Below are 12415 nucleotides of genomic sequence, written 5' to 3'. Positions count from 1 at the left end.
GCGGGGCGGCTGACTGGGATCGTCATTCGGATAGTAGTTCTCGGGAATGTCGGGATTGAGGCCCGCAGCCACGTCGCGGAGATATTCCTTGTTCAGGGTGTCGGCGTCGTATTCGGAGTGGCCGGTAATGAATATCTGCTTGCCGTTGTCCGTGGAGATGGCGTAGAGCCCGGCCTGCGGTGAGGACGCAAGAATCTTGAGTTCCGGCTGCTTTTCCACGTCGGCGCGGTCCACGGTGGTGTTGCGGGAATGGGGAACCATGAACACGTCGTCGAAACCGCGGAAGAGAATGGAACCCGCATGATCCACATGATGGGGGTAGATGCCGGAAAGCTTTTTGGGCAGAAGCTTTTTCTGAATGCCGTAGTGATAGTAGAGACCGGCCTGCGCGCCCCAGCAGATGTGGAAGGTGCTGTGAACGTGCGTCTTGCTCCATTCCATGATGTCGCAGAGTTCGTTCCAGTATTCGACTTCCTCAAAGGGCATGAGCTCCACGGGCGCGCCGGTGATGATCATGCCGTCGTAGTAGTTGCGGCGTACGTCGTTGAAGGTCTTGTAGAAGGAAAGCAGATGGCTGCGCGGCGTATTTTTGGATTCGTGGCTGGAGGTGTGGATAAGTTCAAGTTCCACTTGAAGGGGAGTGTTGCCGAGCAGCCGGGAAAGCTGGGTTTCCGTGGCGATTTTGGTGGGCATGAGGTTGAGCAGAAGTATCTTCAGCGGGCGGATATCCTGCGTAACGGCGCGCGTTTCGGTAATGACGAAAATGTTTTCGTTGTTGAGGGTTTTTACGGCGGGAAGTTCGTTGGGAATTTTAATGGGCATGGCATCCTCCCGGATGGCGGACGGAAAAGTGCGGGAAGCCGGCGGTCGGACACGGCAAAAAGGGCCTTCCGACGCATGTCGGAAGGCCCGGATCATCAGCGGTTGGCGTCCAGAGCCTGGGCGATGTCGGCGATGAGATCCTCGGCGTTTTCTATGCCGCAGGAGAAGCGCACGAGTTCGGGCAGAATGCCGCACTTGCGCAGTTCATCGTCGTTCATCTGGCGATGCGTGGCGCTCGCAGGATGCAGGCAGCAGGTGCGGGCGTCGGCCACGTGGGTTTCGATGGCGGCGATGCGCAGATGCTTCATGAAGTTTTCCGCAGCCTTGCGACCGCCCTTCACGCCGAAGCTCACCACGCCGCAGGAGCCGTTGGGAAGATACTTCTGCGCGAGTTCGTAGTACTTGTCGCCGGGCAGACCGGGGTAGCGCACCCAGTCGACCATGTCGCTCTGGCTGAGATACTTGGCCACGGCCAGACCGTTTTCGCAGTGACGGGCCATGCGCACGTGCAGGCTTTCCAGACCGAGATTCAGCAGGAAGGCATTCTGCGGAGCCTGAATGGCGCCGAAGTCGCGCATGAGCTGAGCGGTGGCCTTGGTGATGTAGGCCGCGGCGTTGCCGAACTTGGTCACATAGGTGATGCCGTGATAGCTCTCATCGGGCGTGCAGAGGCCGGGGAACTTTTCGGCGTGGGCCATCCAGTCGAACTTGCCGGAATCCACGATGCAGCCGCCCACGGCCGCGCCGTGACCGTCCATGTACTTGGTGGTGGAGTGGACCACGATGTCCGCGCCCCATTCGATGGGACGGCAGTTCACGGGCGTGGCGAAGGTGTTGTCGATGATGAGCGGCACGCCGTGCGCGTGAGCGGCCTTGGCGAAGCGTTCGATGTCGAGCACCACGAGGGCGGGGTTGGCGATGGTTTCGCCGAACACGGCCTTGGTGTTGGGACGGAAGGCGGCTTCAAGTTCTTCGTCGGAGCAGTCGGGCGAGACGAAGGTGAAGTCGATGCCCATGCGCTTCATGGTGACGGCAAACAGGTTGTAGGTGCCGCCGTAGATGGTGGAGGAAGCCACCACGTGATCGCCGGCGCTTGCGAGGTTGAACACGCTGAAGAAGGAGGCCGCCTGACCGGAAGAGGTCAGCATGGCGGCGGAACCGCCTTCGAGAGCGGCGATTTTGGCGGCCACGTAGTCGTTGGTGGGGTTCTGCAGACGGGTGTAGAAGTAGCCGCTGGCCTCAAGGTCGAACAGCTTGCCCATGTCTTCGCTGGTGTCGTACTTGAACGTGGTGCTCTGAATGATGGGAATCTGACGGGGTTCGCCGTTGCCGGGGGTGTAGCCGCCCTGCACGCAGGTGGTTTCGATATGCTTGTTCATGGGAAATCCTTTCCGAAAGGGGAGAGAGTTTGTATGTCTGTTGTGCCGGCCGGACACGGATCTTGTCTGAAACGGGATATCCGACAGGAACTGGTGAACAAAAATGAAAAAGCCCGCGCTTGTCGCACGGGCTTCTTGCCAGCATGAATCAGGTATGAAGGAAGACCGGTGCGACTGTTGTTTCGCCCCTGCACATGCGTTCGTCGAGAAGTTCGAGAAAGTATTCCATCATGCCTGCCTTTTGATATAACTCTATATCTGGAAATCCTTATATAAACGGCTTTCAAAAATGTCAAGCGCCGGAAGGGAAAGTCCAAGCTTTTCCCGGGGAAGGCCGCAAAAGCCTTGCGCCCCATGCGGAAGCCGGATGTTGCCGGAAAAAAGCTGCATGTCCAGAAGGCGCATGGCAAAGATTTCAGACGATGTTGCGCCCTGAAACATGGACGACGGTACGGTAGCGCCTGCGGGCGGAGGGTTGAAAAGAGGGGCGCAGGCGGAATCGTGTTTGCGGTGCAGACGTGGTCGGGAAGAGAAGCGCGGCGCGCGGCAGCCGCACAGTGGCCCGTCTGCCGAGGGCGGCAAAGCAAAGAGGCGGCAGAGTGATGTGCGGCACGGGGCGAAACGGAGAAGGCGTCGTCCGGAGGGGGCGGAAGGCAAAAAAAGCCGCGTCGCAGAAAGGGGCAGAAGCGTGCGACGCGGCGACGCTGCGGGAAAGATTTCGCGCAGCGCAGGCGAGCGGCCTGTTTCCTGACGGAAGGAGCCCGCTTCGTCCGTTAGCCCCGGGATGGAACGCGCGTTCATGCCGGGGCGTGAGAAAGGTCAGGGCAGGGGATCGTATTCCTCGGCGGAAACGGGTTCGAGCCATTCGTTGGAAGCGTTGTCGCCGGGCACTTCCACGGCCAGGTGGGCAAACCAGCTGTCCTTTGCCGCGCCGTGCCAGTGCTTGACTCCGGCCGGAATGATGACCACGTCGCCGGGATTGAGTTCACGGGCTTCCTTGCCCCATTCCTGATACCAGCCGCGTCCTGCCGTGCAGAGCAGAATCTGCCCGCCATGAGCGGTGGCGTGATGAATGTGCCAGTTGTTGCGGCATCCGGGTTCAAAGGTCACGTTGCCGATGGCCACGCCTTCGGTGGAAAGCATGTTCAGCCAGCTGTTGCCCGTAAAGTATTTCGCATAGGCGGTATTGGCTTCGCCGCGGGGAAAAAGATCGGTGATCGTCTGCATGAAGCTGCTCCTTGGGTGGATTGAAGCAAGAGGACGCGTCGGGCAAGCGACGTTGCGGCGTAGGCGGGCCCGAAGCCCGCGGAAATGTGCGCCGGATCGCTGCGGATTCCGGTCTGATCGCTCATGGCGCACGGGTTCGGAATCGTGTGCGGGGCGTCCGTTGTTTTCCGTTCTTTGTTGTTACCGTAGTCCTTCGCCGGTAAGGATCATAGAGCGTATTCTCTCCAATTTTTGCCTTATTCTCTCAAAGTTGGAGAAAATCGTCGAGGTGAGGGGCGGAGGCGTTCGTCCGTCCGGGCGCGGAAGAGGCCTTTCGGCATCTTGCCAAGGCGCGCGCAGAGCCGGAATGCAGAGGTCGGCCGTTTGCCGTGCCGTGCGAAACGCTCCTGCACGCCGCGCCGTCGGCTAAAGCTTTTTCCCGGTGCTGTGGAAGTAGAGGGAAAAGCTGGTCACGGCGAGCACGATGGCGCCCACAAGAATGACGGCGGCCATGAGGAAAATGCCCGACATGCCGGACGCGTCGTAGATGTGACCGCCGAGGGCCGCTGCGGAACCGATGGAAAACTGGATGGCGGCCACCGAGAGACCGCCGGCAATTTCCGCCTTGTCCGCCAGAGTGAGGGCAATCCAGGCCGTCCAGCCGACGCAGAGCATGCCGAAGAAAAAGCCCCAGAGCAGAAGCAGCGGAATGCTGACCGCGACGGAGCCGGGAACGATGAACAGGATCATGGCCATGACGGCGAGAGCGGCGTGCATGCCCATCATGGTGGCGCGGAAGTGGCGGTTCAGCAGCACGCCTGCGGTGAAGGTTCCGGCGGTGTTGGCGACGCCGTAGGCGAGCAGCATGACGGAAAGCGCGCCGGGAGCGAGCGCGAGGCCGTGTTCCAGATAGGGGCGCAGGTAGGTAAACAGGGAATGGTAGCCGCCGTAGGCGAAAATGGTGGCCGCAATGCCTGCGAGCGCCCAGCGCACCTTGAGCAGGGCGAACATGCCGCGAAAGTCGTTGCCCGGCCGGGGCGGAATGGAGGGCAGCACGGCGTACTGCCAGACGAAGGACACGATGCCGGGCACGGCGGAAAGCAGAAAGACGTTGCGCCAGCCGAAGTTTTCTTCCAGCAGGCTGGCCAGCGGCAGGGAAATGATGGTGGCCACGGACACGCCGGAATAGAGGATGCTGAGCGCGCGGGGAATGTCCTTCTGCGGAACGAGCTGAATGGTGACGGCGGAGGCCATGGACCAGAATCCGCCGACGCACACGCCGAGCAGCGCGCGGCCGAGCATGAGGGTGAGGTAGTTGGAGGCGAAGGCCACCAGCAGGTTGGAAACCACGAGCAGGGCGGAGAGGATCAGCAGAATGCGGCGTCTGTCGGTGTGACGGGTGAGGGGCGCGAGCAGCAGACTGGTCATCATGGCGAGCGCGCCCACGGCGGTGACGGTCTGCCCGGCCATGCCTTCGGAAATGGAAAGTCCCTGGGCTATGGGGGTGAGCAGACTCACGGGCGTGAATTCGGCGGAAATGAGACAGGTCACGCCCATGAACAGAGAAAACACGGCGGACCAGCGCGCTTTTGCAAGGGGAGATAAGGCAGCTTCCATGAAGACGACCTCGGTGGGAAGAAGTTGAAGGACAAGGGAAACGTCGTCGCTGCGGCGGAGGAAAAATCGTGTGCGGGCGACGAGAAGTCGGGGCTGTTCTGGGGGGTGGCGCGTTGCCGAGTCCTGTGCAGGGAGGCGTTCAGCGCCGATCGGGCGGCAAGGGCGCGTCCTCGACGACGGCGTTGTTTCCTTGCGGATTCGGCGCTTTGTCGGGCGCAAAAGAAGAATCCGTCGTTCCGCGTTGTTGCGGCGCGTCGGACTGCCTGAGACCGGAGGCCTGAACCGGACGAAACGCGTGGTCGGCCTCCGGCGAAAACATCAATGGTTATTGCGCGGTTGCGGGCTTCACATGCTTTCGGAAGAATCGCCCGAGCTCTTCAAAGTGGAATCTGGCTTCGGGCATGTCTGCGTCCATGTGATACTGCGCGTGCGAGAGCCCTTCAAAAACGATGAGATCGGCGGGCACGCCTGCCTGTCTCAGTTTGAGATGCATGCGCACGGTATTGCTGAGAAAGAGATCTCTGGTGCCGGAGGTGAGCAGCGTGGGAGGAAAGCCGCGCACGTCGCCGTTCACCGGGGAGAGGTAGGGATCTTCCATGTCGTGACCGGCGGCGTAGAGCCTGGCCGCGCCTTCCAGCCAGCCGTGATAGCTGACGAGCACGTTGTCCACGCCTTCGTTGGTGACGTAGCTGTCGCCGACTTCGTTGATCTGCGCCCACGGGGTTCCCGCGGCCAGGGCGGCGGGAAGCGGCAGTCCTTCATCTTTGGCGCGAAGGGCGAGAATGAGCGTCATGGCTCCGCCCGTGGACGTGCCGAACACGCCGATGCTTTCTGCGGGACGCCGCTTCAGAAGTTCGCGATACACGGCCATGGCATCGTCGATGGCGGCGGGATACGGAAAATCCGGCGCCATTCGGTAGTCGGCATAGACGACGCGGCACTTGCCGATGCCGGCCATGAACACGGCTTCCTGCGTGCCTGCTTCTCCCGGGCCGAGAACGTAGCCGCCGCCGTGCAGATTCAGGAGCAGACGTCCGTCGTCGGGCGCGTCCTTCGGCTCGAAAATGAATACGGGCACGCCGGCAATGGTGTCGGCCTTCATGGTCACGCCGAGCTTTTCACGCAGGGCGGGCAGGCCCTTGAGCTGACGCTGCGCCACGGAGTGGATCCAGTTTTTCCATTCCTGAACGGTGCGGGGCGGCTTGTCCCATCCCTCGGGGATGCCCGCGGCGATCATGGACTGAAGCTGGGGGCTGACGGTGGAGGGCACGGGAAATTCGCCGTCCCTGCCCTGGGCGGAAAGCGCGGGAGCAAAGGCCAGAAGCGCATACAGAAAAACCGGGACAAAAGCGTTCATGCAGAACTCCAGAAGGCCGGACGGTCCGGGTCGGGAAAGGGGGGAAACAACAAAGAGTGTTATAAGCAGGGAGTCATATCCATAGCAAATACTTATAATGAATTCAAATCTTGCTTTACAGGCATGAATAAGGTTCGTTAGGATATGCTGTCGAACTTGTCGCAGTCGGCGCAGCACGCCGGAACAGGGAGGATTGATGCATGGAGCTGAGAGTATTGCGATATTTTCTTGTGGTGGCGCGCGAGGAAAGCATTTCCCGCGCGGCGGAGCTTCTGCACATCACGCAGCCGACGCTTTCCCGGCAGATCATGGAGTTGGAGGACGAGCTCGGCAAGAAGCTTTTTCTGCGCGGCGGCCGCCGCATGACGCTGACGGAAGACGGCGTGTTTCTGCGCGGAAGGGCGCAGGAAATCGTGTCGCTGGCGGACAGCACAGCCGAGGAATTCCGCTCGACGGAGGAAGATATCAGCGGCGAGATACGCATAGGGGGCGGAGAGTCGCCGGGCATGCGTCTCATTGCCGCCGCGGCCACGGAGCTCGTGAAGGCGCATCCTCATGTGTCCTGCCAGTTTTTCAGCGGCAACGCGGCCGACGTCATGGACAGGCTGGACAAGGGCCTTGTGGATTTCGGCGTGTTTGTGGAGCCTGCCGATCTTTCCCGCTACGAATATGTCAGGCTGCCGACGGCGGAGCGCTGGGGCGTGCTCATGCGCGCAGACAGTCCGCTTGCGGCCAGGGCGGCGCTGCGCCCCGAGGACGTGACGGCGCTTCCTCTCATCTGTTCGCGTCAGGCGCTGGTGGCCAATGAGATTTCCGGCTGGATGGGGCAGAGCTTCGACAGGCTGAATATCATAGCCACATACAACCTTCTTTATAACGCGTCGCTGCTGGTGGAGGAGGGCATGGGCTATGCGCTTTGTCTTGAAGGCATCATCCGCAGCGACAATGATGGTCCGTTGTGCTTTCGTCCGCTGGAACCCGGTCTTGAGGTGGGGCTGGCGCTTGCGTGGAAGAAGTATCAGGTGTTTTCCCGAGCGGCGGAAAAGTTTCTCGGCATACTTCAGGAGAATATGCGGCGCAGAAAAGCGCCTCTGCACTGAACGCCGCGGGGGCGTCCGTGGCGGACGGCGAAGATGCGCGCCTGCCTGAACGCAAAGCAGTTTTGTGAGAACAGCGGTCGCCGCAGAAGCCGGAATGCGTGCTGTCCGTCCGAGGCATCGCTTTGTGAGCATAAAAAGGGCCCCTGCAAGGAGGGGCCCGGAATGCCGTCAGGCCCGGCCGCGCCGAATGGTTCGGAAAGCTAGGCCGGACGTTGATCGGAGCGCGGCACAAAAACGCGATGTTTTTCCGCCGCGCCTGTTTTTAAAGGGTGACGAGTTCGTATTCGGTGGTGCCGAGGCCGATGGCTTCGGCGTGTTCAATCTGGCTGCGCCAGTCCGTGGTGGGATGGATGCTGGTGAAGTGGTCGTGCTGACCGTGATCGCACTGACCGAGCACGCTGGAGGCGATGACGGGGGCGGCGTTCACGGCGTCGATGCAGGCCTTGTCCAGAGCCACGGGATCGAAGCTGGCGAACATGCCGATGTCCGGCACCACGGCGGCGTCGTTTTCGCCGTGGCAGTCGCAGCAGGGAGAAACCTGATTGACGATGCTGATGTGGAAGCTGGGACGGCCCTGAATCACGGCCTTGGTGTATTCGGCCATGCGGCGGTTCAGAATGCCGCTGTCGGCGTCGATGGCGTTGGAGATGGCGTCGAAGTTGCAGGTGGCAATGCAGCGGCCGCAGCCCACGCAGATATCGTGATTGATGACGGCCTTGTGATCTTCGCCGTAGGAAATGGCCGACTGCGCGCAGTAGCGGGAGCAGGTGCGGCAGCCGCGGCACTTTTCAGGATCGATCGTGGGTTTGCCCAGGCTGTGCATGGCCATTTTGCCTGCACGGCTGCCGCAGCCCATGCCGATGTTCTTGATGGTGCCGCCGAAGCCCGTCATTTCATGGCCCTTGAAGTGGGTGAGGGAAATGAAGATGTCGGCGTCCATGATGGCGCGGCCGATGCGGGCGCTCTTGAATTCCGTGCAGCCTTCCAGAGGCACTTCCACGTCGTCGGTGCCCTTGAGGCCGTCGGCAATGATGATCTGGCAGCCGGTGCTCAGGGGCGAGAAGCCGTTTTCATTGGCGGCGTCGAGATGTTCCAGAGCATGCTTGCGGCGGCCGACGTACAGGGTGTTGCAGTCGGTGAGGAAGGGGCGGCCGCCGAGGGCCTTCACGCGTTCGGCCACGATGCGGGCGAAGTTGGGACGCAGGAAGGACAGGTTGCCGGGTTCTCCGAAGTGCATCTTGATGGCCACGAACTTGTTCTCAAAGTCGATGGTCTCGATGCCGGCGGCGCGGATGAGCTTGTCCAGCTTGTCGAGCAGGCTGACGCCCACCTTGCAGCGCATGTCGGTGAAATAAACTTTCGATGGTGCCATGGAAAATCCTCCTGGTACGGGTATGGTGCGATAAGGTTATGCGGATGGCCGGTCGAAAAAGCCGGAAAGGGTTTCCTGAGCGGACAGCACGGGGGCATGATATCCCGGCATGGCCGCATGGACTGCCTGAAGCAGTCGCGGTTCAAGATCCGGGGGCATGGCGCAGACGTCGGCGGCGAGCATGTGCAGTTCCGGTCTGTCTTTGGAAACGAGGCGCAGACGGAAGTCGGCCTCGGGCATGCCGGCTTCGGCGAGCATGCGCCGCACGACGTGTTCTCCGGCGGCAACGGCTGCAAGCGCGTTCTCCGAGGGAGAGACGCCGTAGGGCAGACGGGTGAGCAGACAGGGTCTTGCTTTCTGCTGCGGAAGCGACATGCCGGTTTTTTCGGCAAGCAAGTGTATATCGTTTTTGGTCAGTCCGGCAAGAGCGAGAGGGGAGGCGACGCCAAGTTCCCGCACGGCCCGCAGGCCCGGCCGGAACACGAGCGTGTCGGAAGCGTTGGTTCCGTCGCACAGCGGCAGGTCGGAAACGGCGGCCAGCGTGGTGAACATGGCTTTTTTGCACGCGTAGCAGCGCTCGCGCGAGCCTTCGGCCACGGAAGGCAGGCCCAGCGGATTGACGGGAATCTCCCGAAATTCAAGGGAGAGACTTTCGGCCCACGAACGGGCGAAGGCGGTTTCTTCCGGGGGCACGTGCGGCCCCGTGACGTGCAGAAGCAGCGGCGAAAAGCCCAGAGCATGCGCGGCGTGCGCAAGAAAACGGCTGTCGAGCCCGCCGGAGTAGGCGAGGGCGAAGCGTTTCTGATCGGCCACGGAGGCGAGAATGTCGCCCAGAGGGGCAAGAGAAGCGTAGTCCATAGAAATTCGGTGGGAAAATCAGAATTCTTCAGGGCGTCCGCAGGCGAAGAGGGCTCCGTTGGGGGCGTCTTCAAACACGCGGGTGCCGTACACCAGGGCTTTTTTTTCCACCTGCATGGCGGGCCAGGGTCCGAACTCTGCGCCTAGCGCCTTGAGAAGCGCCATGGCCGTGGGCGTGACGGTTTCGCCCTGACCGGGGAAGGGACGCACGGGCACGCCGTCCAGAAGTTCCAGCACCGCGGGGGCGGGCACGGGAATGACGCCGTGGGCGCAGTGTACGAAGCCGTCGGCCATGGGCAGCGGGCTTGCAACAAAGCGGGAGGGCGAAAGCCTGTGGAACAGTTCGCAGCTCAGGCAGATGTCGAGAATGCTGTCCAGCGCGCCCACTTCGTGAAAATGCACCTGCGCAGGCGTGAGGCCGTGAACCGCGCCTTCGGCCTGGGCAAGCAGAGTGAAGGTCTGCGAGGCGAGCGCCTTGCCTTCGTCGCTCATGCCGCCTGCGGCGATGAGGGTCAGAATGTCGGCCAGCGTGCGGTGTTCGTGCTGATGCGGAAGCGTGACCTGCGCGTGCCAGCCGCCTATGTGGTTCACTTCCTTGCGCACGAGCTGAACGCATCCCGAAAGTTCGGGCATGATGGAAACAAGGGACGCTTCCAGCTCTTCCGGCGAGATTTCCGTCATGCGGAGCAGGCCGGCAAGAAACATGTCGCCGGAAAGTCCGGAATGGGCGCGGACGGTCAGCACGGGCGCGGATGGCGCGTCGTGTTCGTGATGGTGATGGTCGTGGGAGTGGGAATGATCGTGATGTTCGTTGCTCATAGATAGTTTACCACGCGGGCTGCGGCACAGGCCGCGCCGTAGCCGTTGTCGATGTTCATGACGGCAATGCCCGGGGCGCAGCTGGAAAGCATGCTTGCCAGCGCCGCCTGGCCGCCTTTGGCCACGCCGTAGCCCACGGAGGTGGGCACGCCGAACACGGGCAGAGGGGTGAGGCCGCCCATGACGCTGGCGAGCGCCGCGTCGAGGCCGGCCACGACGATGACCGCCTGAAAGCGGTTGATTTCGTCCAGTCGTTCCGCAATCCTCCAGAGTCCGGCCACGCCGCAGTCTTCAAACACGGCGTGTTCTATGCCGAGATATTCCAGGGTGCGGGCCGCTTCCCAGGCGACCGAGCCGTCGGAAGTGCCGGCGGAAACGATGGCCACGCGGCCTTTCTTGCCGGCGGGCAGGGTGTCGCCGAAGGCCGTGCGGGAAAGAGGGTGGTAGTCGTACTGTTCCCGCAGCTCTGCGGGCATGCGCTCGAACACGTCCTGGGCGAGTCTGGTGAACAGCACGGGGCGTCCGGAGCCTCTGCCGAATTGTTCCAGAAGTTCCCGGACGGCCTCGAAGGGCTTGCCTTCGCAAAAGACCGCTTCCGGCAGGCCGATGCGCGAGGCGCGGGCATGGTCGAAAAGAATGCCGTGATTCATGTTGATTCCTCTTGCAACGGAGATAGCGTTCCCGGACTTTTTTCGCAAGTCGGCGCGAGAGGCCGGGAAACGGAACTTGCCATGATGAGTAGAACAGAAAAAGCGGAACGGGTAGATACTATTCTTTCAAATTCTTGCCTGATTCTGCCGATCTTGGACAATACGGGCGTTCTTTTGCTCCCTTCGTGCAGCACGGTTCGAGCCAGGCGGAACGCTCTGCCCGTGCTGCTGCCTGCGCGTTCCCGCGCAGAAAGCCCCGTTCTCCGTCAGTGTCATGCAAAGGCCGTGCAGAGCGCGTTTTGCCCGATCGCGGAAGGCGGCGGTCGGGAGGCTATGGGACGCGGCGCGGACGAAAACGGGCGGAATGTGCAGGATCAGGCAAGAACAAGAGAGGAATGTATCTGGTTTCCCGGCGCAGAGCTGATAAGCTCAAATGCAGAACAGGCGAAAGCCGTCCGTCTTCGCGCGTTGAAAAGGAGGTAGTCATGGGCATTTCTCGACGGAATTTTCTCAGGGCCGGAGCGGTTGTGGCGGGAACGCTGGCTGCGGGCATGACGCTGCCGGGCCGCGGCATTGCGGCGCAGAGCCGGGCGAAGGTGTACGCCGCGAAGTCTCTGGACAGCGAAACGCTGCGGAAAATGTACGCTCTGGTGAACGGCGGCATCACGGGCAGGGTGGCCATCAAGCTGCACACCGGCGAGCCGGATGGCCCGAACATTCTGCCTCGCGACTGGGTGCGTGATCTTCAGGCGACCATTCCGCAGAGCAGCATCGTCGAGTGCAACGTGCTCTATCCCAGCCCCCGCCAGACTACGGAAGGGCACAGAGAAGTGATCCGGCACAACGGCTGGACGTTCTGCCCCGTGGACATCATGGACGCCGACGGCGACGCCCCCCTTCACGGGAAGGGAGGCAGGCATCTCAAGGAACTGGCCGTGGGCTCGCATCTTCTCAATTATGACTCCATGCTGGTGCTGACGCATTTCAAGGGGCACACGCTCGGCGGATTCGGAGGTTCGCTCAAGAATATTTCTATAGGCTGCGCGTCGGGCAGAACGGGCAAGCAGCAGCTGCACCGCCTGACGCCGGACGGCGGCTGGCCGGGCGGCGAGCCCTTCATGGAACGCATGGTGGAGGGCGGCAAGGCCATTGTGGATCATTTCGGCACGCACATTGCCTACATCAATGTGCTCCGCAACATGTCGGTGAGCTGCGACTGCGAAGGCACGGCCGCC

General features: G+C 61.8%; 11 protein-coding genes. 2 read left to right on the top strand and 9 right to left on the bottom strand.

Annotated features, from left to right (window positions below; all coding sequences use genetic code 11):
* The 5 genes from ACZM96_RS06765 to ACZM96_RS06745 form a co-directional block, all read right to left on the bottom strand.
* Positions 1–822 (bottom strand): homoserine O-succinyltransferase (locus tag ACZM96_RS06765; protein ID WP_489488100.1); only part of this gene is annotated, 822 nt, incomplete at its 3' end.
* A gap of 95 nt (positions 823–917) precedes the next feature.
* A complete protein-coding gene (locus ACZM96_RS06760; RefSeq protein ID WP_294488460.1) occupies positions 918–2201 on the bottom strand; it encodes an O-acetylhomoserine aminocarboxypropyltransferase/cysteine synthase family protein in 1284 nt (427 codons plus the stop codon).
* Between the two features lie 819 nt (positions 2202–3020).
* Entirely contained in the window at positions 3021–3428 is a 408-nt protein-coding gene (locus ACZM96_RS06755; RefSeq protein ID WP_489488099.1) for a cupin domain-containing protein, read from the bottom strand.
* 405 nt (positions 3429–3833) lie between these two features.
* Positions 3834–5024 carry an MFS transporter gene (locus tag ACZM96_RS06750; protein WP_489488097.1) on the bottom strand — a complete coding sequence of 397 codons (1191 nt, stop codon included), beginning with the start codon at positions 5022–5024 and terminating at the stop codon, positions 3834–3836.
* 325 nt (positions 5025–5349) lie between these two features.
* Positions 5350–6381, bottom strand: coding sequence for an alpha/beta hydrolase (locus ACZM96_RS06745; RefSeq protein WP_489488096.1), 1032 nt, complete (start codon positions 6379–6381; stop codon positions 5350–5352).
* Between the two features lie 200 nt (positions 6382–6581).
* On the opposite strand from ACZM96_RS06745, the gene ACZM96_RS06740 reads away from it, so the two are divergent.
* Positions 6582–7481: a LysR family transcriptional regulator gene (locus ACZM96_RS06740; protein WP_489488095.1), complete on the top strand. Its 900-nt coding sequence runs from the start codon at positions 6582–6584 to the stop codon at positions 7479–7481.
* Between the two features lie 262 nt (positions 7482–7743).
* Here ACZM96_RS06740 and ACZM96_RS06735 read toward each other — a convergent pair whose 3' ends face one another.
* From ACZM96_RS06735 to larB, 4 genes are read right to left on the bottom strand one after another with little or no spacing between them, the layout of a single operon-like run.
* On the bottom strand, positions 7744–8853 hold the full coding sequence (locus ACZM96_RS06735; RefSeq protein WP_489488094.1) for a DUF362 domain-containing protein: 1110 nt from the start codon (positions 8851–8853) through the stop codon (positions 7744–7746).
* Positions 8854–8889: 36 nt separating this feature from the next.
* Positions 8890–9711, bottom strand: a complete 822-nt coding sequence (locus ACZM96_RS06730) for an adenine nucleotide alpha-hydrolase family protein (protein ID WP_489488093.1) — start codon at positions 9709–9711, stop codon at positions 8890–8892.
* Positions 9712–9729: 18 nt separating this feature from the next.
* Positions 9730–10530: a nickel pincer cofactor biosynthesis protein LarC gene (gene larC, locus ACZM96_RS06725; protein ID WP_489488092.1), complete on the bottom strand. Its 801-nt coding sequence runs from the start codon at positions 10528–10530 to the stop codon at positions 9730–9732.
* Positions 10527–11180 (bottom strand): nickel pincer cofactor biosynthesis protein LarB, encoded by a 654-nt coding sequence (gene larB, locus ACZM96_RS06720; protein WP_489488091.1) that lies wholly within the window; start codon positions 11178–11180, stop codon positions 10527–10529. The genes larC and larB overlap by 4 nt, the downstream gene beginning before the upstream one ends.
* Positions 11181–11665: 485 nt before the next feature.
* On the opposite strand from larB, the gene ACZM96_RS06715 reads away from it, so the two are divergent.
* Positions 11666–12415: DUF362 domain-containing protein (locus ACZM96_RS06715; protein ID WP_489488090.1), on the top strand; the 750-nt coding region annotated here is incomplete at its 3' end.

The sequence above is a fragment of the Mailhella sp. genome, from assembly GCF_057866825.1.
This window is presented reverse-complemented; position numbering and strand designations above follow the sequence as displayed.

Excerpts from the sequence above, each read along its gene's own strand:
- ACZM96_RS06760 (WP_294488460.1), bottom strand. The coding sequence starts at position 2,201 with ATGAACAAGCATATCGAAACCACCTGCGTGCAGGGCGGCTACACCCCC.
- ACZM96_RS06755 (WP_489488099.1), bottom strand. The coding sequence starts at position 3,428 with ATGCAGACGATCACCGATCTTTTTCCCCGCGGCGAAGCCAATACCGCC.
- ACZM96_RS06750 (WP_489488097.1), bottom strand. The coding sequence starts at position 5,024 with ATGGAAGCTGCCTTATCTCCCCTTGCAAAAGCGCGCTGGTCCGCCGTG.
- ACZM96_RS06745 (WP_489488096.1), bottom strand. The coding sequence starts at position 6,381 with ATGAACGCTTTTGTCCCGGTTTTTCTGTATGCGCTTCTGGCCTTTGCT.
- ACZM96_RS06740 (WP_489488095.1), top strand. The coding sequence starts at position 6,582 with ATGGAGCTGAGAGTATTGCGATATTTTCTTGTGGTGGCGCGCGAGGAA.
- ACZM96_RS06735 (WP_489488094.1), bottom strand. The coding sequence starts at position 8,853 with ATGGCACCATCGAAAGTTTATTTCACCGACATGCGCTGCAAGGTGGGC.
- ACZM96_RS06730 (WP_489488093.1), bottom strand. The coding sequence starts at position 9,711 with ATGGACTACGCTTCTCTTGCCCCTCTGGGCGACATTCTCGCCTCCGTG.
- larC (WP_489488092.1), bottom strand. The coding sequence starts at position 10,530 with ATGAGCAACGAACATCACGATCATTCCCACTCCCACGACCATCACCAT.
- larB (WP_489488091.1), bottom strand. The coding sequence starts at position 11,180 with ATGAATCACGGCATTCTTTTCGACCATGCCCGCGCCTCGCGCATCGGC.